Genomic DNA, 21,073 nt, shown 5'->3' on the forward strand with positions numbered 1-21,073 from the left:
TTTGTCATCTTGCGCGAGCGCTTTGGCCGCGTTCTCGGGTCGGGGTGTGACCGATATGGCGTTTAAAGGCGTGGGACAGGGCGCTCTGGTTGGCAAAACCGCAGCGTTCGGCGACCTGGGTCAGCGAGTTCGAGGTGGTTCTTAATATGACGCGCGCCTGTTCGAGGCGCTTTTTCATGATGTATTGGTAGGGCGACAGACCTGTCTGCTCCCGAAAGAGCGCACTGAAATGCGCCGGGCTCAGAAAACTCAGTCGGGCAAGCGCCCCCACTGCCACGCCATCCATCATGTGCCGCTCGATGTAGTCGTCGATGGCGCCGAGATCAAGCCGGCCGCTTTGGGTGAGCCCGTTCGGAAATTGGCGGTGGTAGATGCTGCTGAGCAGCGTCGAGGCCAGAAGATCGCTGTCGGCGCGGCTGGCGTGCTGGTCGAGTTCGCGCACCATGAAGGCAAGGTAATGCGTTAGAGCGTCATCGAGCTCGAAATAGCAGGGCGCATCGAACAGCTTGAGGTGCGCGCGATAGTGCCCGGAGAGCGCCGGCGCATGTTCGGGAAGGTCAAGGATGAGCTGGCTGTTATCGCCAAGGCCTGCAAAAGCGTGGGTGCGACTTGCCGGAACCAGACAGCCCTGGAAGGCGCCGACTTCTCCACCGCGGCCATCGATATCGAACGCGGCCCGGCCGGACAAACCAATCACGATCTGATAATGCGCGTGGGCGTGGTGCTGGCTGACCGTAGCCAGAGGGGCAATGCGTATCAGGCTATTGGACGACATGACCGATGACTCCTGACGTGAGGGCAGCTTCAAGCGGCGTTTGATCTGCGAAGCGTCAAGCGCGCGTTGAGGTGGACCCGAATCGCCTCGAGTTCGCTCATGCCCTGAGTCGAAAACAGACGCCCATTGCGCTCGACCAGCCACGGCTGACCGTGATTGTCCATGATCGCCTGGCAGCGGCGTCGCAGGCTTTCAAGGTAGGGGTCGTGGCGGATGGGATACCCGATCACGGCGTTCCACTCATTCTCGCTCAGGGTGCAGGCAAGCGCCGAGTCGATCAGCGACAGCAGCTGCTCCGGGTCGGTGCGATAACGAGAGGTGCGTCGCGTCAATACCAGGGCAACGACCATGAAGCTCGAGATCGTAAGACACACGATAAAGGTCAAAAGGTAGATGGCCATCGGGGCATCCGAGCGTCATAAAAGAAACATTTTATCACGCGCAGGTGGGCGACGACGACACGACATTCAGAGTGTTGATCAACGAATGGGGCGAGCGCCAGCAAACAGGAAAAAGGCGCAACGAACAGGAAAAAGGAGGGAGCGGATGGAAAAAGGCGCAGCGGACAGAAGTGAGGGGCGTTGCAGTTGCTGCGAACGCGCGCCCGGGCGGGCGCGCGTGGGGTCCATCAGGACGGTTTGTGCATCTTGCGGCGAAGAAGCGGTCCGAGCAGATACGGAAGGACCAGGCCGGCAATGGCAATAGCCCAGATGCCGATCGACAGGCCACTGCTCCAAAGCACGGTCCAGTCCCCGTCGGACAGCATCATGGCGTGGCGCAGGTTCTTTTCCATTTCCGGCCCGAGCAGCAGGCCGAGAATGATCGGCACCAATGGAATGTCGATCTTGCGAAAGACGTAGCCCAGCACGCCAAAGGCCACCATGAAGTACAGATCGAACGCCGAGTGGCTGATCGAATAGATACCGACGATGGCTACCAGCGTAACGATCGGCATCAAATACTTGGGCGGTACGGACAATAGTTTGACGAAGATGCCGACCATGGGGATGTTCAATAAAAGCAGCAGCACGTTACCGAGCAGCAGGGCCGCGATAACGCCCCAGACAATGTCGGCGTGCTGTTGGAACATCATCGGCCCCGGCGTGATGTTCAACGACACCAGCATGGCCAGAAGTACTGCGGTCGTGCCACTTCCGGGAATACCAAGCGTCAGCATCGGCACCAGTGCACCGCTGGCGGCGCCATTGTTGCCGGCTTCCGGTGCGGCCACACCCTTGGGATCCCCATTACCGAAGTCGTTCTTGCGACCGAGAATGCGCTTTTCGACCGTATAGCTCAAAAAGCTGCCAAGCGAGGCGCCCGCGCCCGGCAATACGCCCGAAATAAAGCCCACCACGCCGCCGCGAAGACTGGTCGGCAGCACTGCGATCAGCTCTTTGACGTTGATCTTGAGCTTGTTCATCTTGACCATGCTGTCGCCGTCGCCCATGTCCCGTTCGATGAAGAACATCAGCTCGGAAATGGCGAACAGGCCGACGATGGCGATGATGAAATCGATGCCCTCGAACAATTCGAGCATGCCGAAAGTATAGCGGGGTTGGCCGGTCGAAATGTCGATGCCGATGGTCGACATCATCAGACCGATGGCGGCGGCGACCAGCGTCTTGATCGGATTCTTTCCAGTGATGCCGCCAAGTGTTGCAAACGCCAGCACGAACAGGGCGAAGTACTCGGCAGAGCCAAAGCTCAGGGCGAAATTCGCAAGCAGGGGCGCCAGAAGGATAAGGCCGATGGTGGCCACCACGCTTCCGATGAACGAGGCCACCGCCGAGATGGTGAGTGCTTCGGCGGCCTTGCCCTGCTTGGCCATCGGATAGCCGTCGAGACAGGTCATCATCGCCGGCTCATCGCCTGGGATGTTCAAGAGAATCGAGGAAATGCGGCCGCCGTACATGGCGCCTGCGTAGACCGCGGTCAGCATGATCAGCGCCGATTCCGGCGGCAGGCCAAGCGTGAAGGCCAGCGGGATCAAAATCGCCACGCCGTTGGCCGGGCCAAGGCCGGGCAGTGCGCCGATCAACGTGCCCAGAAACGAGCCGATCAACGCCAGCAGCAGATTCTGAGGGGTGAGGGCGACCTCAAACCCCTGCAACAGGTAATTGATGGTATCCATTAACCCAGCTCCAGAAGGCCGTTAGGCAAGGTCAGCTCGAGGCCGTAATTGAACAGGACGAACGCAACGATGGCGCTGATTAATCCAGTAAGAAACGCCTTGAGCGGTGGGGCGTTCATGCGCCAGCTCAGCTCCCCGACGGCAAGGGTGGTCATGATGATGAAGCCCACCAATTCGAGCAGAAGAATGTAAACCACCAGAATGGCCACAACGTTAATAAGCTCGAACAACGTCTTGCCGACCGGCCAACCGCTGTCCGGGTCGGGGCGAACCATCATGTAGAGACTGCCAAGGCCGAGTACGACCGCAAGCAGCGTTGGAAAGGTCGACGGGCCGATGCTTTCACTGCCGCCCAGCGGTTCGGGGAACTGCTGGGCCTGCCAGCCGTATGCCACGGCCAGCAGGAGAAACACGACGCCGAACAGTCGGTCGTTGATGTGCATCACTTGGTCATTCCGATGTCTTTGGAGAGTTTGGCGATGTCTGCGATCTGCTCTTTTACATACGCGGTGAACTCATCACCGGACATGTGGAAGGGCATCAAGCCATTTTGTTTCATCACCTTTTGCCAGGCGTCAGTGGTATAGAGCTGATCAAGCGTCTGGACCCACCACTGATAGGCATCGTCGGAAACCTGGCCCGGCATGTAGAACCCGCGCCAGTTGGCACCGACCGAATCGATGCCCTGTTCCTCGGCGGTCGGGATGTCCTCCAGCGGCTCCGGCAGGCGCTTGTCAGACAGTACAGCCAGGACTTTTAGATCGCCTGACTCGACGAAGCCAACCGACTCGGAGATATCTCCGGTAAACGCCGTGATATGGCCGCCGAGAATCTGGGTAATGGCCTCACCGCCGTTGTTGTAGGAGAGGTATTTGATCTTCTTGAGTTTATCCACGCCGGCCGCTTCGGCGGTCTGGAGCACTTTCAGGTGATCCCAGCCACCGGTCGCACTGCCGCCGGCAAAGGAAATCGCCCGGGGGTCTTTCTTGACCGCGTCCATCAGCTCCGGCAGCGAGTTGTAGGGCGAGTCCTTGCGTACGGCGATGATGCCGTAATCCGCGCCCAGCGCTGCGACCCACTTGACCATGTCCACATTCATGCCGGGAAACTGTTTCTGGGCAAGGCGTGTGGTGGTGGCGGTACTCGCCGCAACGATCAGGCTCTCATCCTGACGGCGCTTGCTGACGGTATGCGCGAAGGCAACCCCACCGCCGGCACCGGCCATGTTGGTGGTCTGTACGTTGCCCGAGACCTTGTCCTGTTGCTCGAGAAGGCGACCGACGCTACGGCAGGTGAAATCCCAGCCGCCGCCCGGATCAGAAGGTGCGATGCAGTCCACCTTGCCCTGGGGTTCAAAAGCCAGAGCGGTAGGTGCGGTTACGGCAAGCGCCGATGCGGCAGTAAGAGCAAGCGTCGAGCGAATGTATCTTGTCATTGTAGATATCTCCCAGCGGGCAGGTCGTAACCTTACAGTTCTGTAAGGTAGAATATTGTTCTTTCAAGTAGAATCTAATCGTGACCTCTGCTGCCTGTACAGACGGCTTTCGTCTAATCGCGAAACGGCGTGGATGCTGTCCTGGTCAGGCATTTCGACGTAAAACATGGGACAATGGCGCGCTTCTTATGATGTATGTGGAGACCCCCCGTGAACGCCTTTCTTGAATCACTTCCAAAGATCGAACTGCATTTGCACATCGAGGGCACGCTCGAGCCTGAGCTGATGTTCGAGCTGGCGCGTCGCAATGACGTGACCCTGCCGTTCGATTCGGTCGAGCAGGTCAGACAGGCGTACGAGTTCGAGGATCTACAGTCCTTCTTGAATTTGTACTATCAGGGCATGAACGTGCTTTACACCGAGCAGGACTTTTTTGACCTGACGGCGGCCTATCTGAAGCGCTGCCATGACAACGCGGTAATGCATACCGAGCTTTTCTTCGACCCCCAGGCGCATCTGGCGCGAGGCGTCAGTATCTCGACCCAGGTGGCAGGCATCACACGAGCACTTGATGAGGCGGAAGCGACCTACGGCATCACCAGTGGGTTGATCCTGAGCTTTTTGCGTGACATGTCCGAAGAGCATGCACTCGAAACCTACGAAGCGGCGCTTCCGTACCGCGAGCACTTCATCGGCGTGGGCCTTGATTCGGCCGAGGTGGGTAATCCGCCCGAGAAGTTCGAGCGTGTCTTCGAGCGTGCCCGAAGCGACGGCTTTCATGTTGTCGTGCACGCCGGGGAAGAGGGGCCGGCCGAGTACATCAAGGGGGCGCTCGAGGTGCTCAAGGCCGAGCGCATCGATCACGGGATTCGAAGCCTGGAGGATCCCGAGCTTGCAAAAACGCTCGTTGAACGGCGTATTCCGTTGACGGTGTGTCCACTGTCGAACGTGTACTTGAAAACGGTGCCGGACATGTCAGCACACCCGTTGCCGGCGCTGATCGAACACGGGCTTTGCGTCACCCTGCATTCCGATGATCCGGCCTATTTCGGCGGGTACATGAACGCCAACTTCCTTGCGGTGCAGGCCGCCTTTGATTTTTCCAGAGACACCTGGCATACCCTGAGTCTGAACGCAGTAGAGGCAGCGTTCGTGAATGACACCCGACGGGCCGCGTTGCGCCAGCGCATCGAGACGTACTTCGAGCAGTCCTAGCTTTAGACAGACCCGGCAAACTTCAAGGTGCCGGGTCATGGATAGAAGAAAAGGCCATGCGACTGCATGGCCTTTTTTGATAGTGGGGCCTGTCGCTTAAAGACGATGCGATGTTGGCAATGGGCAAGTGGGCATTGCGCCGTCGAAGGCTTTGAGTGCTTGGCCGGTAAACCTCATGCTTTACGCTTAGGTTTTTTTTGGCCTTGTTACAAAAGCCCGTGTTGGGGTATGGCTGAACGAGTTCTACGTTTTGATGCGTCATCGCTATACCGCTAATGCGGATTTATCGATTTATTTATAATGTTTAGTAGACTAATAAAGTTTGTACGTGGTTGACTGGACTGAACATGTTGAAGCGCCGTAAATAAATAAATTGGATAAAAAAATGGTAATAAGTATGTGATAGGCCAAAGTTGACTGATCCAATGTTAATTTATATTTATTTGGTAGTAGTTTGGTTATTCGATCTCGACAATACGTTCCAATTCACTAACTATCGGCGCCGATTACATCGGAGCTTCAATAATGACGACATCAAGCCAACCCAATTCACGCATCGATTGGATCGATGCGGCCAAAGGCGCCTGTATCGTTCTGGTCGTGTTTTATCACGCCGTCTATTTCATGATGGACGCCTCGCCTTTTCAGGACACGCTCGCCCACACCCTGTGGTTTAAATTGATGGTCGCATTAAAGCCCTTGAGGATGCCGCTGTTCTTTCTGATTTCAGGGCTTTTGGCGCACTCCGCGATCGTAAGCCGCCCCTGGCGGATTACTCTCAAGCCTCGGCTTGCGATGATGCTGTGGCTTTATGTGCTGTGGGTGATTCTTAGAACGGTTTCCGCGTTTCTGCTGGTCCAGTTTGCCAACCCCGAGTATGTGCCGAACGCCGGCACACTGCCGTTAACGCTTGATGAGCAGATCGAAACGGTGCTGTTTGGCACCAACGGCGTCTGGTACCTCTATGCGCTTGCGGCCTATTTCGTGGTGTTCAAGGCGCTTAATCGCTGGGCGGCGCTTGTCGTGCCTGTCACGTTTTTATTGTCGATTTTCTCGATTGTCTTGATCGATAACTGGGGCATTCGTGGCATCGTCGAAAACGCCTTCTTCTTTGCCGCAGGCTGTTTTTACAAGCAGCGTTTTTTCGAGGCGTTTTCCACGTTCAAGCCCAAGCGGTTCATGCTGACCACCACCATGACGCTGATCATCTTGCCGATCGAAATCCTGAACGACTGGTTCTACGCACCGGGTGGGCGAACGCTCCTGGCGGTCTTCATGGTGCTTGCGGGAATGGACGCCTGCTGCTGGGCATCAACGCGCTTCAGCCTTAAAACGCTCAAGACGCTGGGCCAAAAAACACTGCCAATCTACGTCATGCACAAGATCACGATTCTGATCACCTGCCAGTTCGTATTTGCGCTTGGCGCCTATCAGTTGAACGCCGAAGTTGTGGCAGCGCTTGCACCGCCCGTTGCGGTCGTTTTAAACATCGCAGCCTGTTTGATGCTCTACCGGTTACTCAATATCGGTGCCGGCAAGCTTCTTTTCGATGTGCCGACCCTGACGCTTCGACGTGCACGGCCTGTATGAGAGCTTGTCTCGATAAGAAATTCCAAATAAAAGACATAAAAAAAGCTGCCCGAGGGCAGCTTTTTCATACTGACTGGCTATCAGTTGCAGATGGCAGCCGGTACAGAGTCACCGCTGAATACACTGGTAGAAGTGTAAGAGGTGGTCTGTGAGTAAGCGTAGGCGCCTGCGCTGACAGTTACAGTTACAACGATAGAAGTGATGATCTTGAACACGTCATGTTCCTTGTGCGTTGGTGGAGTTATGGTGAAGCCCTAACTGCGCTTCGCCGCTAATGGTAGGGAAGGATACAACTAATGTCTGTGCAAAGATGCCCAAGAAGGCGTAATTTATGTAGCAATATGTTATTTTATGGCCGTATTAGAAAGGTAAGTAGAAATACTGCAAACGTTTTGAAATAAAGCGGACTAGAAGACCCACTTTATAACGTCATTTAAGAAGGCGTTTGGTATTAAAAAAGCAGCCCTTGGGCTGCTTTTTTTGTGGCGTCCATACTGCGGTCAGTGACGGAAGTGGCGCATGCCGGTAAAGATCATGGCAATGCCCGCTTCGTTGGCAGCGTCAATGACTTCCTGGTCACGCATCGAGCCACCTGGCTGGATAACGGCCTTGATGCCTGCCTTGGCGGCGTTATCGATGCCGTCACGAAACGGGAAGAACGCATCGGAGGCCATGACCGAGCCCGCGACATCAAAGCCTGCGTGTTCGGCCTTGATGCCTGCGATGCGCGCAGAGTTGACCCGGCTCATCTGGCCTGCGCCAATGCCAACGGTCTGCTCGGCTTTCGCATACACGATGGCGTTCGATTTGACGAACTTGGCCACTTTCCAGGCAAAAAGGAGGTCATTGATTTCCTGATCGCTTGGCGTGCGCTCGGTCACGACCTTGAGGTCATCCACGCCAACCATGCCTTGATCACGGCTTTGAACCAGAAGGCCGCCCTTGACACGCTTCAGATCCCAATCCGGGGTCACTTCGGCGCCATCCCACTGGCCACATTCGAGCACACGCACGTTGGTCTTGGCGGCAAGAATTGGTCGAGCCTGTTCCTCGACGCTTGGCGCGATGATGACTTCAACGAACTGCCGGTCGATGATGGCGCGTGCCGTTTCCGCATCCAGTGGGCGGTTGAAGGCGATGATGCCGCCGAACGCGGATTCACTGTCGGTCTGGAAGGCGCGCTCATAGGCCTCGAGCTGGCTTTCCTTGCTGGTGGCCACACCGCAGGGATTGGCGTGCTTGACGATCACGCAGGCGATGTCATCAAGCGCCTTGACGCACTCAAGCGCGGCATCGGTGTCTGCCACGTTATTGTAGGAAAGGGCCTTGCCCTGAAGCTGCTCGGCGGTGGATACGCTCGGCTCGCTTGCCTCGGCTTCGACGTAAAACGCCGCACTTTGATGGGGGTTTTCGCCATAACGCATGGACTGTTTCTTAAGATACTGCGTGCTCCAGGTCGCGGGGAATCCGTCACTTTCCTGTTGGCGGCTCAGATACGTCGCAATCGCTGAATCGTAGCCTGCCGTATGCTCGAAGGCCTTGACCGCGAGTGCGTAGCGCAGCGGTTTCGGGACTTCCCCATCGTGCTCGCCAAGTGCCTTTAAAACCGCGTCATAATCGCCGTGATTGACCACGATGGTGGTGTAGGCGTGGTTCTTGGCGCAGGAGCGCACCATGGTCGGGCCGCCGATGTCGATGTTCTCGATGGCGTCTTCAAGGGTGCAGTCGTCCTTGGCAACGGTTGCCGCGAACGGGTACAGGTTGACCACTACCAGATCGATCGGCGCGATATCATGCTCGGCCATGACAGCATCGTCCTGTCCGCGACGGCCCAGAATACCTCCGTGGATGCGAGGGTGTAGCGTCTTGACTCGGCCATCCATGATTTCCGGAAACCCGGTGTGTTCAGACACCTCGGTGACCGCGATGCCCTCGCTTTTCAGAAGACGGTAGGTGCCGCCGGTGGAAAGAAGCTCGACGCCACGCTCTTCAAGGGCGCGTGCGAACGGAACGAGGTCGGTCTTGTCGGAGACGCTTAAAAGGGCGCGGCGGACTGGAGTTGCGTGTTCAGCCATGATGATTCAGCTCGATAGAGTGTGTGAGGCGTTAGGAACGCGTTATAGAAGATCGTACTGTTTCAGTTTCTTGCGCAGCGTTCCCCGGTTCAAACCGAGTACCTGAGACGCCACTGTCTGGTTGCCCTGGGTGTGCACCATGACGGCCTGGAGCAGCGGCGCTTCGACTTCAGCCATCACCATGGCGTAAAGGTCGGTGACGTTGCCGCCGTCAAGGTGCTCGAAATAGCGCGCCATCGATGTTTCCACGGCTTCTCTGAGTGTTTGAGACGTGGGCGCCTCGGCCGGAGATGCGTCATTCATGGTAGTGACAATCATCGGTCTGCTGTTCATGCGGCAACGGTTCCATCCGGCAGGGTGTGAGGGAGGGGGTGGCTCAGGACGTCGTCCACGAACGCGTGCTGATCAGACGGGCTCTCAAGCGTATTGAACGCTTTCTTGGCATCCATGCTTGCGTGTGCGGCCAGATACCAGCCAACGTGTTTGCGGGCGATGCGCGTGCCCATATGCTCGCCGTAATGGGCGTAGAGCGCATCGAGATGCTCATGCATGATGAGGGCGCGTTCTTCTCGAGTGACCGGCGGCAGCCGTTCGCCATGGTTCAGATAATGGACGATGTCGCGAAAGATCCAGGGGTTGCCCTGAGCCGGCCGACCGATCATGAGCCCGTCGGCGCCGGTGTTTTCAAGAACCTGTACGGCCTTCTCCGGTGAGTCGATGTCGCCATTGGCGATCACCGGGATCGACACCGCCTGTTTGACCGCGGCAATGGTTGCGTACTCGGCAGCGCCTTCATAGCGTTGCGTGCGGGTGCGGCCATGCACGGCCAGCGCTTGAATGCCTGCTTGCTCGGCCATGCGGGCGATGCGCACCGCATTGCGGTTATCCTCTGACCATCCGGTTCGCATCTTGAGTGTGACCGGGATGGAGACGGCGTTGACCACGGCCTCTAGAATTCGCTCGACCAGTGCCTCATTGCGCATCAGCGCCGAGCCTGCGGCCTTGTTGCAGACTTTCTTGGCCGGGCAGCCCATGTTGATGTCGATGAGCTCAGCGCCGTGGTCGGCGTTGGCTCGCGCGGCGTCGGCCAGCATGTCCGGGTCGCCGCCCGCGATCTGTACGCTTTTCAAGCCGTGTTCACCGCTATGATCCAGACGCAACCGTGATTTCGGGGTGTGCCAGAGCCGCTTGTCGGCAGTAACCATTTCCGACACGGTCATGCCGGCGCCGAGCCGATAGCACAGCGTTCGAAAGGGGCGGTCGGTCACGCCGGCCATCGGGGCGAGAACCACGCGATTATCAAGGGTGTACGGACCAATTCGAAGCATCGAAGATCACATAGCCTGTCTAGGTGGTGTAATGGACGGTCACAGAAAGCGCTCTATGATACCGAGCGCTGGCGCCATATTGAAGGGAAAATGCATGTGTTTCGTTCAGGCGGTGTGCTCGGAGCGAAACCCGTCCAGCCGAACCCAGCCGTCTTCTTCAGCCGGTGAGTTCATGATCAGCCCTTGCGCTTCATAGGCGCTCATGACGCTGTCGGCCTGGTGCGCAAGAATGCCTGACAAGGCAATCAGTCCGCCCGGGGCGACGCTGCCGGCAATCTGGGGGGCGAGCTCGATCAGCGGCGCGGCCAGAATGTTGGCGATCACGATCGGGTAGTGCGCAGACGGGGCGTGTTCGGGGTAGTGAAGTTCGAACCGGTCGTCCTCGATTTGATTGCGCTGCGCATTGTCGCGGCTGGCCTGAAGGGCCTGGGGATCGATGTCGGTACCTACCGCATGAGCTGCGCCGAGTTTCAGGGCTGCAATCGCCAGAATGCCTGAGCCACAGCCGACGTCGAGTACATGCTGATTCGCTAGACGATTCTGGGTGGCAAGACTATCGAGCCAGCGCATACACAGCGCCGTGGTCGGGTGGGTTCCGGTGCCAAAGGCAAGGCCTGGGTCCAGCAGAAGGTTGACGGCCTCGGGGTCCGGGGCCTCGTGCCAGCTTGGGACAATCCAGAGCCGGCTGCCCATCTGCATCGGATGGAAGTTGTCCATCCAGGCCCGGTTCCAGTCCTGATCATCGAGGATTTCATAGGTAATGACCGGGCAGGGTTCGCCGGGCTGGGCGATGGACCAGCCGGCGGCCACACGGGCGAGCATGGCGTCGGCGCCTTCGAGATCATCATAGAGACCGGTCAGTACGGTCTGGTTCCAGAGCGGCGTCGAGCCTCGCTCGGGCTCGAACACCGGCGTGTCCTCGGCGTCCTCGAGTGTGATGGCGTTGGCGCCTTCTGCGAGAAGCAGCTCTTCGAGCGGTTCCGCGTGTTCGGGGGGGATATGGGCTTTGAGTTGTAGCCAGGGCATGGGGCAAATCCTGAGTGCTCAAACAAAAAAAGGGCGATGCAATCGCCCTCATGATCCACTGGTGCCGGCGTTAGCTCAGGCCCAGTTTCTTTTCGAGATAGTGGATGTTGACGCCACCTTGCTGGAATGCGCCGTCGCGAACCAGATCCTTTTGCAGATCGATGTTGGTCTTGATGCCTTCGACCAGCAGCTCATCGAGCGCGTTCTTCATGCGCGTCAATGCACTTTCACGGTGCTCGCCCCAGGTGATCAGCTTGCCGATCAGGGAGTCGTAGTGCGGCGGAACCGTGTAACCGGTATAGAGATGCGAGTCCATGCGCACGCCGAGCCCGCCGGGGGCGTGGTAGAAGGTGACCTTGCCGGGGGAGGGCATGAACGTGCGTGCGTCTTCTGCGTTGATGCGGCACTCAAACGCATGGCCGTCGCACTTGACCTCGTCCTGCGTGATCGAGAGCTTCTGTCCCGAGGCGATCTTAAGCTGTTCCTTGACGATGTCGACGCCCGTGACCATTTCGGTGACCGGATGCTCGACCTGGACGCGGGTGTTCATTTCGATGAAATAGAACTCGCCGTCCTCGTACAGGAACTCGAACGTGCCGGCGCCGCGGTAGTTGAGTTCAACGCAGGCATCGGTGCAGGCCTTGAGCACTTTCTCTCGGGCGGCTGGATCGATGTGGGGCGCGGGCGCTTCCTCCAGGACTTTCTGGTGGCGGCGCTGCAGCGAGCAGTCACGGTCGAACAGGTGAATGGCGTTGCCCTGGCCGTCGGCCAGCACCTGAACCTCAACGTGACGCGGTTTCTCCAGGTACTTCTCCATGTAGACCACGCCACTGCCGAAGGCCGCGTTGGCCTCGCTCTTGGTGACGCTGACCGAGGACAGCAGCTGACTTTCCTTGTGAACAACACGCATGCCACGACCGCCGCCGCCGGCAGCCGCCTTGATCATGATCGGGTAACCGATACGACGCGCTGTTTCGAGTACTTCCTCGTCGTTGTCAGACAGCGGGCCATCGGAGCCTGGTACCGTGGGTACGCCGGCTTTTTTCATGGCCTCGATCGCCGAGACCTTGTCACCCATCAGGCGGATGACGCTTGCGGACGGACCGACAAAGACGAAGCCGGAGCGCTCGACCTGTTCGGCAAAGTTGGCGTTTTCGGACAGAAATCCGTAGCCCGGATGAATGGCGGTCGAATCGGTCACTTCCGCAGCGGAAATCAGCGCGGGAATGTTCAGATACGACGCTCCCGAAGGGGCCGGGCCGATGCAGACAGCCTCATCGGCCAGACGAACATGGATCAGGTCGCGATCGGCCTTGGAATGGACGGCGACCGTTTTGATGCCAAGTTCCTTGCACGCGCGGAGGATGCGCAGTGCGACTTCGCCTCGATTGGCGATCAGTACCTTTTCCAACATGATGGACCCTATGCCGTCTTAGGAAATGATGATCAATGGCTGATCGAATTCGACCGGCTCGCCGTCTTCCACAAGAATGGCCTCGATGGTGCCGTCTTTGTCGGCCTCGATCTGGTTCATCATCTTCATGGCCTCGACGATGCAGATGACGTCGCCTTTCTTGACGCTGTGACCGATCTCGACGAACGGCTTGGCGCCCGGGGCGGGGGAGCGATAGAAGGTACCGACCATGGGCGAAAGCAGCTCATGGCCTGCAGGCTGTGCCGGTGCGCTTGGCTCTTCGGTCGCCACGGCCTGAGGCTGTTGCGCCTGTTGAGGGGCGGGCGCCTGCTGGGGGTAATATCCGCCGGCCATGGGCGCGCCGTATTGCGGTGCATTGCCCATGTTTCGACTGATACGAACGGACTCCTCGCCTTCCTGAATCTCGATTTCACTGATGTTGGATTCTTCCAGAAGTTCGATCAGTTTCTTGACCTTGCGAATGTCCATAGAGCATATCCTGGCTGTTTAAGACGTGAATGGCCGCATGAATCGACCGATGACATGATGAGGTGCGATGCGCTGTTAACCTTATCCTGTTTCGACACGATCACATCATGATCATGCAAGATAACGTGCAAAGCAGTTGTTGGCGGATTTTGCAGAAAAAACGAGAGTGTGTCCAGTCTGGCACAAAAGGTTAGTAAACACCGTTTGGTTCACGTTTTCGGGGCAACGACGCGTAGAACGTCGAGCAGTTCGGCATGCGTGGGCTCACCCACCAGACGCTGCGCTTTTAGCTCTTTCGAATCGCTGTAAAAGAGAAGGCTCGGCGGCCCGAAAAGGGCCAGTGCCTCAAGGGCGTTTCGCGTCTGTGGTGTGGTCCTTGTAACGTCGAGCTTGATCAGCGCCATCCGATCGAGATGGGTTCTGATGTCTGGGGCCTTGAATAGCGTGCGCTCCATCTCGAGGCAGCTGATGCACCAGTCAGCGTAGACATCAACCATCACCGGGCGCTCCTGTTGCCGGGCACGTTCAACGGCGCGCTCAAGCGCATCGAGCGATGTGACCGTGGTGAACTCGGGCTCGGTTGCATCGATTGATGCGCGATGTTCGCCGCTGTAGTGCGACAGCGGCGAAAGAATCGCTTGTCCGCCGCCCAGCGCACCAACAAGCGCCGCCGTGCCATACAGCGTGAGCGGGAGTGCGATCAAAAGCGGCAGGGTTCGAAGAGGCTTTTTGAAGAGCAGTACTGCGTTCAAAGCCCCCACCGCAAGGGCCAGTCCGATACCGAGTGCCAAGAGCCCCCACAGTGCCAGGCTGAGTGTGGGCGGTAGCCAGCGCATGGAAAGCCACAGGCTCATCGCGAGCATCAAGACACCAAACGCGTATTTGATACTGGTCATCCACGGGCCGCTTTTAGGAAGCAGGCGAACGCCGAGCGTTGTGATCAGGATAAGCGGCGCGCCCATGCCGAGCCCGAGCGCAGCAAGCGCGAGCGCGCCCTTGATGACGTCACCGGTGGTCGACAGATAAAGAAGGATGCCGGCCAGTGGTGCGGAAATGCACGGTGAAACGATCAGTGTTGATAGCGCCCCTGCGCCTAGGAGGCCCAGAGTGCCATGCCCGTGAAGCCGGTCCTGCAGGCGGCTCAGGCGCTGTTGCAGTGCGCCACCGCTTGGCAGATGAATCCGGTCAAAAAGCCACAGCGCAAATACGATGAACAGCAGTGAAAACCCGCCAAGCACCCACGGCGATTGAAGCTTCGCCTGCAGATTGAGCTGCGCCCCGAAAAGGCCGATCAGACTGCCAAAAAGGGTGTAGGCGCCGACCATGCCCAGCACATAGCTGCACGACAGTGTAAATGCCCGGCGGCGTGTGGCGTGTTGGCCCGCGATCAGTGAAGAGAGGATGGGAAGCATCGGCAATACGCACGGGGTAAAGGTCAGCCCCAGGCCTGCCAGAACGTACAGGCCGAGTTGCCACCACGAAAACGCGGTCGGACTCTTGGGCGTAAGCGCTGGCGAAGTGCTTGGCATCGATTCTCGCGCCTGAGCGCTGGAATTGGCCGGCTCAGTGCTTTGAGAAATGCCAGTGCTTTGAGCGATGTCAGTACTGAGCGTTTGATCGGTACGTTGCGACGATGGGCCCGTGGCCGCCGGGGGCGCTTTGTGTGTTTCTGATGCTGCCGATAGGGTGCGACTTTCCGGCGGATAGCAAAGGCCCTTGTCAGCGCAGCCCTGAAAGCCGAGCGTTGCCTGAACGGTTTCGAGGTCATTGCGCGCTGTTTGAAGTGGCGCCGATAGGGTTGTTTGCCCGTAATAGGCCACGATGTCGCCCAGATAGTCATCGTGTTTTGGGGTGCCCGGCGGGAGCGTCAGAGGCCCAAGAGTGACGCCTTTGGTGGTGCTTTCAAGTGAAAATTGGCGTTTATAAAGGTAGTAACCGTCGGCGTTATCGAAGCGGACGTAAAGTCTGCCGTCGTCGACCCAGCTAGTGTAGGGGAAGGCGCGATCAACCGGAAGAAACTGATGCTCGCTGAGCGGTGCCGAGGTGTCGTTATCGCTGAACCAGTCGCTTCTGGCCTGAGACGACACTCCGAGTAGACACAGAAGGGCCATGCAGGAAAGAAGGCGAGCAAGCATCTAACGTCCTCGGTGGGAAAAAGCGGCGACTTGGCGTGAATGAGGCAACGGTTTGGAAAAAACGTTCACAATCGACAGGGCCACCTCGAAAGGTGGCCCTGTTGGAACGTACAGCTGAATAGGCGTTTAAGCGCTCAGCGTGCGTCGTTCTGGTACGCGGCGACGGATTTTTCGATGGCTTTCTTGGCCGCGTCGGCGTTGTCCCAGGACTCGACCTTGACCCACTTGCCTTTCTCGAGATCCTTGTAGTTCTCGAAGAAATGGGCGATCTGCTGGCGGAGAAGCTCGGGCAGGTCGGTTATTTCATGAACGTCGTCATAAAGAGCGCTCAGTTTTTCATGCGGGACACAGACAAGCTTGGCATCTTCGCCGGCTTCGTCGGTCATGTTGAGTACGCCGACCGGGCGAGCGCGGATGACAGAGCCTGGCTGGACCGGATACGGCGTGACGACGAGCGCGTCGAGGGGGTCGCCGTCATCGGCCAGAGTGTTGGGGATAAAGCCGTAGTTGGCCGGGTAGAACATGGGGGTCGCCATGAAACGGTCGACGAGCAGCGCGTCCATTTCCTTGTCAATTTCGTACTTGATGGGCGCGTGATTGGCGGGAATCTCGATCGCTACGTAAATGTCGTTCGGAAGGTCTTTCCCGGCCGGAATCTTGTCGAAACTCATGGGTGAGTCCTTGGTCTGGTCAATAGAATACAGCGTTAAAGTAGAAGGAATTATACGAATTGCCCATCCCGATTACCAATAGGCTGCAAGGATTGTTACGCTTTGGCACAATTTTGTGCATTGCATCAAACGGCGACTCAACGCGCCCGCCCGAATGCTTTACCATAACAACAACTTCAAGCTGTACGCACCGTGAGACGCTTTATGGAGCACGCCATCCAACTGAGTTACGGCCAGGCCTTCGTGGCGACCGACAAGCGCCACCATCGCTCCTCGATGGCGGTTCAGGTGCCCGTCGATGACACCTTGGTGTCTCAGGGCGCTTGTGCGCTCATTGCCGATTCCACCTCGAAAAACGCCATTGCGCGTCAGGCCGGGGATCTATCGATTCGCGGGTTTCTTGCCGATTATTACTCGACGCCTGAACACTGGGATGTAAAAACCGCTGCGACCCGGGTATTGCGCGCTCTTAACGGGTGGTGCTTCAGCCAAAGCCGCTTCGTCAAGGGCGGTGGGTATGTCAGTTCATTGTCGGCGCTGGTGCTCAAGGAGCGCCAGGCCCATCTGTTTCATGCCGGTGACACGCTGGTGTTTCGGCTGCGTGGCGCCGAGTTCGAGCAGATTTCCCGCGATCACGTCACCGACATCGGCGGCTACCTTTATCCTTCCCGCGCACTCGGCATGGACGCAAGCGTTGATATCGATTATCTGACGCTGCCCCTCAAGCAGGGCGATATTTTCCTGTTCACCACTCAGGCCGTGCGCGGAACGCTGTTGCCGTCGGATTACGTCAGTGAAATTCGACGGCATGCGCACTCGCTTGACGAGGCGTGTCGGTATTTGGCGAAAGCCGCTGCCGAGCGGGCAAGCGAGCGCGGCTATGACGGTCATTCCTTCTGCTTTCAGATGGTGCGGGTCGACCAGCTGCCCGAAGAGCGAGTCGAGGCGCCCAATCTGCATTATGGCAAGCTGCCGATTCCGCCGGAGTTGAATGATGGTGATCGTTTCGAAGGGTTCGAGGTGCTCGAAGGGTTATCGCCACGGGGCAAGGCGCGCGTCTATCGGGTTCGAGATATTGACAGCGGTCAGCATCTGATCATGAAAACGCCCAGCCCCGAACTTGCCCTCAAGGACACGTATCTGAAGCACTTCATGCTTCAGCAGTGGGTGGCCGAACGAATCAACTCGCCGTTTATCGTCAAATCGGTCGCTCAAAAGCGCCCGCGGCGCTATCTCTACTACCTGATGGAAAACGTGGAAGGAGAGCGGCTGAGCACCTGGCTCGAGCGTCATCCAAACGCCACGCTTGCCCAGCGCCTCGACATCGCCCAGCAGCTTTGCAAGGCCGTTCATGCGCTTAATCGCAAGAACGTACTTCACCAGCGGATCTGCCCCAGCAACATCATGCTCGATCAACATGATCAGGTGATTCTGATTGACTTCGGGACCTGTCATTTCCTCGAGCAGGACAGTCAGGAAACCGCGCGGGAGCTGGTCCGGGAGGTCGGTCTCACGCCGCACAGCGCGCCTGAGTATGCGCTCGATGGCAATATCAGCCGGCGCAGTGATCAGTACTCACTGGCCTCGGTGATCTACTGGATGATTGCAGGGCATCTGCCCTATGGGGAGCGTGTGCTGTCTGTCAAACGCGAAACTGACCTGGAGGCAATGGTATATACCCCATTGAGTACGTCTGGATCAGTGCTGCCACCGGTGCTCGACGAAACGCTCGAACGGGCCTTGATGCCGAAGAAACCGTTGCGGTTTCGGCGCTTGTCGGAGCTGGTTTACGGGCTCAAGCTGACACGTCAGGCCATGCATGGCCCCGTGGAGGAGGACTCGTTGGATGTGGACCCTGCCTCGCTTGGAGACCCGGCTCGGCGCTGGAAATGGCTGACCGGTCTTTTGATCATTGCGCTGATCGCGAGTTTCTGGTTATAGCGCCAGGGCATCGCCCTGGCGCACATACGCTGTTTACAGAGAGAACGGCGCCAGTTTCTGAGGAACGCCGACCAGCTTGAGCTGGGCGTAATCCGGCAGGCCGTTGACGTAGGGCGGCTCGTCTTCACCCTGAATCAGGGGCTCCAGGTAGTCGCGGCAGGCTTGCGTAATGCCGAAGCCGTCTTCACGGATGTACTCTTCCGGCATGAATTTTTCCTGATTGGCGACCTCGGACAGCGGTGCGTCGAAGATCGACCATTCAAACGGTGACTGATTGTCGCGACGGATAGCCGGCATTACGGCGTTCTTGCCTTCGATCGCGCACTCGACAGCGCGTACGCCGACGGCGTAGGCCTGTTCGACATCGACCTTGGACGCCAGATGGCGCGCCGAACGCTGAAGGTAGTCAGGCACGGACCAGTGGTACTTGTAGCCCAGATCCTGCTTGATCATGCCCGCAAGCGTCGGAGCGACGCCGCCGAGCTGGCGGTGGCCGAAGGCGTCGGTGTTGCCTGCGTCGGCCAGGAAGGTGCCGTCTTCGTAACGAACGCCTTCGGAGACCACGATCACGCAGTAGCCATACTGCTTGACGGTTTCGTCGACCTTGCGCATGACCCGGCGGCGATCAAACGCGATCTCGGGAAACAGCACCATGTGTGGCGGTGCACCGCCTTCGCCACCGCCTAGGGCGCCGGACGCCGCGATCCAGCCGGCGTGGCGGCCCATCGCTTCCATGACGAACACCTTGGTGGAGGTAGCGCACATGGACAAAACGTCAAGCGCGGCTTCTCGTACCGAGGTGGCGATGTATTTGGCGACCGAGCCAAAGCCCGGCGAGCAATCGGTCAGCGGCAGGTCGTTATCGATGGTCTTTGGAACGTGAATGGCCTGAAGCGGATAGCCCATGCGCTCTGAGAGCTGGGAGACTTTCAGACAGGTATCTGCGCTGTCGCCGCCGCCGTTATAGAAGAAGTAACGGATGTTGTGGGCTTTAAAGACTTCGATCAGGCGCTCGTACTGGACGCGATGGGTGTCGATGTCCTTGAGTTTGTAGCGGCAGGAGCCGAATGCACCGCCTGGCGTATGACGAAGGGCGGCAATCGATTCATCGCTTTCTTCGCCGACGTCAATCAGATTCTCCGTCAAGGCGCCGATGATGCCATTGCGCCCGGCGTATAGCGTGCCGATCTTGTCACTGTGTTTGCGGCACGTTTCGATCACGCCACATGCGCTGGCGTTGATTACTGATGAAACGCCACCGGACTGCGCATAAAAGGCATTGTATCTGGTCATGGAAGCATCCTGCTGTTTTATGTGTTCTGCTCTCTCTCATCCCGCGGGCATCGCTGTCGGCCGTCGGGTGCGGCCGCCATCTTAGTCGAAAGCGATGACAGCCGCGAGACTGAGACTGACGACTTATCGATCCCCATGCTAGTCTGATCCGGCTTTATCGATGAGTCATAAATCATGCATGTTCATATTCTAGGTATTTGCGGCACCTTTATGGGAAGCCTTGCGCTTCTGGCCAAGGCCCGGGGCGACCGGGTTACCGGCAGTGACGCCAAGGTCTATCCGCCCATGAGTACCCAGCTCGAGGCGCAGGGCATCGAGTTGCTCGATGGCTTTGATCCAGCCCATCTCGATCCGACGCCGGATCTGGTGATCATCGGCAACGCGCTCTCTCGGGGCAACCCCGAGGTCGAGGCGGTGCTCGATCGCAAGCTTCCCTATACCTCAGGGCCTGAATGGCTTGCGCGTCATGTGCTGCCCGGCCATACGGTGCTTGCGGTGGCGGGCACGCACGGCAAGACCACGACCAGCAGCATGCTGGCCTGGATCCTTGAGCATGAAGGGCTGGCCCCTGGCTTTCTGATCGGCGGCGTGCCGGATAATTTCGGCCTTTCTGCGCGCCTTGCGGGCGGGGATAAACCGATGTTCGTGGTCGAGGCCGACGAATACGACACGGCGTTTTTCGATAAGCGCTCCAAGTTCGTGCATTACCGTCCCGATGTGGCGGTGCTCAATAACCTCGAGTTCGATCACGCCGACATCTTTCCAGACCTCGCCGCAATCGAGCGTCAGTTTCACCATTTTGTGCGCACTGTTCCCGGGAAGGGTCGCCTGGTCGTTGCCGACGACACACCAGCACTCGACCGAGTATTGGCGCTTGGGGCGTGGACGCCCATCGAGCGTTTCGGAAGCGCCGGCAGCGACTGGCAGGTATCGATTGCCCGTGGCGGGCGCTCGCTGACGCTTTATCACGCCGGGGCCTCGTTTGAGCTTGAGTGGACGCTTTCCGGTGCGCACAACGCTCAGAACGCACTGGCGGCGCTTGCGGCCGCACACGCGGTCGGTGTGCCAGTCAGTCGCGGCGTCAAGGCGCTGCACGCGTTCAAATCGCCCAAGCGGCGACAGGAGGTGCGCGGTGAGGTGCGGGGTGTCATGGTCATCGACGATTTCGCCCATCACCCGACGGCCATTGCGGCCACGCTCGACGGGCTTAAATCCCAGAGCGATGAACGAGGTGGGCGACTTTGGGCCGTGATCGAGCCACGCTCGAACACCATGCGTCTGGGCACCATGAAAGCGCGGTTGAATGAAAGCGTCGTATCCGCTGACGGCGTCTGGTGGTATCAGCCGCCGACACTGGACTGGTCGCTTGAGCATCTTCTCGATACGGCTGAGCGCCCGGCAGAAGTGCACCGCGATATCGACGCACTGGTCGAGCGTGTCTGCGAGACCGTCGAGGCCGGCGATATGATCGTTGTTATGAGCAACGGCGGGTTCGAAGGCGTGCACGAGCGCCTTCTCAAGGCCCTCGCGACACGCTCACACATCGATTGAC

At 58.3% G+C, this 21,073-nt stretch carries 18 protein-coding genes; 4 read left to right on the forward strand and 14 right to left on the reverse strand.

Annotation, left to right across the window (positions count from 1 at the left end; genetic code table 11):
- Positions 1–4 precede the first annotated feature (4 nt).
- The 5 genes from NAT23_RS01715 to NAT23_RS01735 form a co-directional block, all read right to left on the reverse strand.
- Positions 5–775: an AraC family transcriptional regulator gene (locus NAT23_RS01715; protein WP_251924884.1), complete on the reverse strand. Its 771-nt coding sequence runs from the start codon at positions 773–775 to the stop codon at positions 5–7.
- A 29-nt stretch (positions 776–804) separates the two neighbouring features.
- The gene (locus NAT23_RS01720) at positions 805–1,176 is read right to left on the reverse strand and encodes a hypothetical protein (protein ID WP_251924886.1); all 372 of its coding nucleotides are present in this window, start codon (positions 1,174–1,176) and stop codon (positions 805–807) included.
- A gap of 227 nt (positions 1,177–1,403) precedes the next feature.
- The gene (locus NAT23_RS01725; protein WP_251924888.1) at positions 1,404–2,909 is read right to left on the reverse strand and encodes a tripartite tricarboxylate transporter permease; all 1,506 of its coding nucleotides are present in this window, start codon (positions 2,907–2,909) and stop codon (positions 1,404–1,406) included.
- Positions 2,909–3,352 (reverse strand): tripartite tricarboxylate transporter TctB family protein, encoded by a 444-nt coding sequence (locus tag NAT23_RS01730; protein WP_251924890.1) that lies wholly within the window; start codon positions 3,350–3,352, stop codon positions 2,909–2,911. Before NAT23_RS01730 ends, NAT23_RS01725 begins: the two co-directional genes overlap by 1 nt.
- The gene (locus NAT23_RS01735; RefSeq protein WP_251924892.1) at positions 3,352–4,344 is read right to left on the reverse strand and encodes a Bug family tripartite tricarboxylate transporter substrate binding protein; all 993 of its coding nucleotides are present in this window, start codon (positions 4,342–4,344) and stop codon (positions 3,352–3,354) included. Before NAT23_RS01735 ends, NAT23_RS01730 begins: the two co-directional genes overlap by 1 nt.
- Before the next feature lie 210 nt (positions 4,345–4,554).
- On the opposite strand from NAT23_RS01735, the gene NAT23_RS01740 reads away from it, so the two are divergent.
- Positions 4,555–5,559, forward strand: a complete 1,005-nt coding sequence (locus NAT23_RS01740) for an adenosine deaminase (protein ID WP_251924894.1) — start codon at positions 4,555–4,557, stop codon at positions 5,557–5,559.
- 525 nt (positions 5,560–6,084) lie between these two features.
- The gene (locus NAT23_RS01745; protein WP_251924896.1) at positions 6,085–7,149 is read left to right on the forward strand and encodes an acyltransferase family protein; all 1,065 of its coding nucleotides are present in this window, start codon (positions 6,085–6,087) and stop codon (positions 7,147–7,149) included.
- A 500-nt stretch (positions 7,150–7,649) separates the two neighbouring features.
- On the opposite strand, the gene purH is transcribed toward NAT23_RS01745, so the two are convergent.
- From purH to ppa, 8 genes are all read right to left on the reverse strand, one after another.
- Positions 7,650–9,224 carry a bifunctional phosphoribosylaminoimidazolecarboxamide formyltransferase/IMP cyclohydrolase gene (gene purH, locus NAT23_RS01750; protein ID WP_251924898.1) on the reverse strand — a complete coding sequence of 525 codons (1,575 nt, stop codon included), beginning with the start codon at positions 9,222–9,224 and terminating at the stop codon, positions 7,650–7,652.
- A gap of 42 nt (positions 9,225–9,266) precedes the next feature.
- Positions 9,267–9,542: a DNA-binding transcriptional regulator Fis gene (gene fis / locus NAT23_RS01755; RefSeq protein WP_251926199.1), complete on the reverse strand. Its 276-nt coding sequence runs from the start codon at positions 9,540–9,542 to the stop codon at positions 9,267–9,269.
- Between the two features lie 11 nt (positions 9,543–9,553).
- On the reverse strand, positions 9,554–10,552 hold the full coding sequence (gene dusB / locus NAT23_RS01760) for a tRNA dihydrouridine synthase DusB (RefSeq protein ID WP_251924900.1): 999 nt from the start codon (positions 10,550–10,552) through the stop codon (positions 9,554–9,556).
- A 105-nt stretch (positions 10,553–10,657) separates the two neighbouring features.
- Positions 10,658–11,578, reverse strand: coding sequence for a 50S ribosomal protein L11 methyltransferase (prmA, locus tag NAT23_RS01765; RefSeq protein WP_251924902.1), 921 nt, complete (start codon positions 11,576–11,578; stop codon positions 10,658–10,660).
- 70 nt (positions 11,579–11,648) lie between these two features.
- Complete coding sequence (gene accC / locus NAT23_RS01770) at positions 11,649–12,992, reverse strand: acetyl-CoA carboxylase biotin carboxylase subunit (protein WP_251924905.1); 1,344 nt, start codon at positions 12,990–12,992, stop codon at positions 11,649–11,651.
- An 18-nt stretch (positions 12,993–13,010) separates the two neighbouring features.
- Positions 13,011–13,481, reverse strand: coding sequence for an acetyl-CoA carboxylase biotin carboxyl carrier protein (gene accB / locus NAT23_RS01775; protein WP_251924908.1), 471 nt, complete (start codon positions 13,479–13,481; stop codon positions 13,011–13,013).
- Positions 13,482–13,690: 209 nt separating this feature from the next.
- The gene (dsbD, locus tag NAT23_RS01780; protein ID WP_251924910.1) at positions 13,691–15,616 is read right to left on the reverse strand and encodes a protein-disulfide reductase DsbD; all 1,926 of its coding nucleotides are present in this window, start codon (positions 15,614–15,616) and stop codon (positions 13,691–13,693) included.
- Positions 15,617–15,750: 134 nt separating this feature from the next.
- Positions 15,751–16,287: an inorganic diphosphatase gene (gene ppa, locus NAT23_RS01785; RefSeq protein WP_251924912.1), complete on the reverse strand. Its 537-nt coding sequence runs from the start codon at positions 16,285–16,287 to the stop codon at positions 15,751–15,753.
- 204 nt (positions 16,288–16,491) lie between these two features.
- Between ppa and NAT23_RS01790 the strand changes: the two genes are divergently transcribed.
- Positions 16,492–18,228, forward strand: a complete 1,737-nt coding sequence (locus tag NAT23_RS01790) for a bifunctional protein-serine/threonine kinase/phosphatase (protein WP_251924914.1) — start codon at positions 16,492–16,494, stop codon at positions 18,226–18,228.
- Positions 18,229–18,261: 33 nt separating this feature from the next.
- Here NAT23_RS01790 and NAT23_RS01795 read toward each other — a convergent pair whose 3' ends face one another.
- Positions 18,262–19,521: a 6-phosphofructokinase gene (locus NAT23_RS01795; RefSeq protein WP_251924916.1), complete on the reverse strand. Its 1,260-nt coding sequence runs from the start codon at positions 19,519–19,521 to the stop codon at positions 18,262–18,264.
- Between the two features lie 174 nt (positions 19,522–19,695).
- Between NAT23_RS01795 and mpl the strand changes: the two genes are divergently transcribed.
- The gene (gene mpl, locus NAT23_RS01800) at positions 19,696–21,072 is read left to right on the forward strand and encodes a UDP-N-acetylmuramate:L-alanyl-gamma-D-glutamyl-meso-diaminopimelate ligase (protein WP_251924919.1); all 1,377 of its coding nucleotides are present in this window, start codon (positions 19,696–19,698) and stop codon (positions 21,070–21,072) included.
- Position 21,073 lies beyond the last annotated feature (1 nt).

The organism is Larsenimonas salina, from assembly GCF_023736155.1.
GTDB classification, from domain to species: domain Bacteria; phylum Pseudomonadota; class Gammaproteobacteria; order Pseudomonadales; family Halomonadaceae; genus Larsenimonas; species Larsenimonas salina.

Coding starts and splice junctions, on each gene's coding strand:
- NAT23_RS01725 (WP_251924888.1), bottom strand. CDS start 2,909: ATGGATACCATCAATTACCTGTTGCAGGGGTTTGAGGTCGCCCTCACC.
- fis (WP_251926199.1), bottom strand. CDS start 9,542: ATGATTGTCACTACCATGAATGACGCATCTCCGGCCGAGGCGCCCACG.
- dsbD (WP_251924910.1), bottom strand. CDS start 15,616: ATGCTTGCTCGCCTTCTTTCCTGCATGGCCCTTCTGTGTCTACTCGGA.
- accC (WP_251924905.1), bottom strand. CDS start 12,992: ATGTTGGAAAAGGTACTGATCGCCAATCGAGGCGAAGTCGCACTGCGC.
- NAT23_RS01715 (WP_251924884.1), bottom strand. CDS start 775: ATGTCGTCCAATAGCCTGATACGCATTGCCCCTCTGGCTACGGTCAGC.
- NAT23_RS01730 (WP_251924890.1), bottom strand. CDS start 3,352: ATGCACATCAACGACCGACTGTTCGGCGTCGTGTTTCTCCTGCTGGCC.
- NAT23_RS01790 (WP_251924914.1), top strand. CDS start 16,492: ATGGAGCACGCCATCCAACTGAGTTACGGCCAGGCCTTCGTGGCGACC.
- NAT23_RS01745 (WP_251924896.1), top strand. CDS start 6,085: ATGACGACATCAAGCCAACCCAATTCACGCATCGATTGGATCGATGCG.
- NAT23_RS01720 (WP_251924886.1), bottom strand. CDS start 1,176: ATGGCCATCTACCTTTTGACCTTTATCGTGTGTCTTACGATCTCGAGC.
- dusB (WP_251924900.1), bottom strand. CDS start 10,552: ATGCTTCGAATTGGTCCGTACACCCTTGATAATCGCGTGGTTCTCGCC.
- NAT23_RS01735 (WP_251924892.1), bottom strand. CDS start 4,344: ATGACAAGATACATTCGCTCGACGCTTGCTCTTACTGCCGCATCGGCG.
- NAT23_RS01795 (WP_251924916.1), bottom strand. CDS start 19,521: ATGACCAGATACAATGCCTTTTATGCGCAGTCCGGTGGCGTTTCATCA.
- purH (WP_251924898.1), bottom strand. CDS start 9,224: ATGGCTGAACACGCAACTCCAGTCCGCCGCGCCCTTTTAAGCGTCTCC.
- prmA (WP_251924902.1), bottom strand. CDS start 11,578: ATGCCCTGGCTACAACTCAAAGCCCATATCCCCCCCGAACACGCGGAA.
- ppa (WP_251924912.1), bottom strand. CDS start 16,287: ATGAGTTTCGACAAGATTCCGGCCGGGAAAGACCTTCCGAACGACATT.
- accB (WP_251924908.1), bottom strand. CDS start 13,481: ATGGACATTCGCAAGGTCAAGAAACTGATCGAACTTCTGGAAGAATCC.
- mpl (WP_251924919.1), top strand. CDS start 19,696: ATGCATGTTCATATTCTAGGTATTTGCGGCACCTTTATGGGAAGCCTT.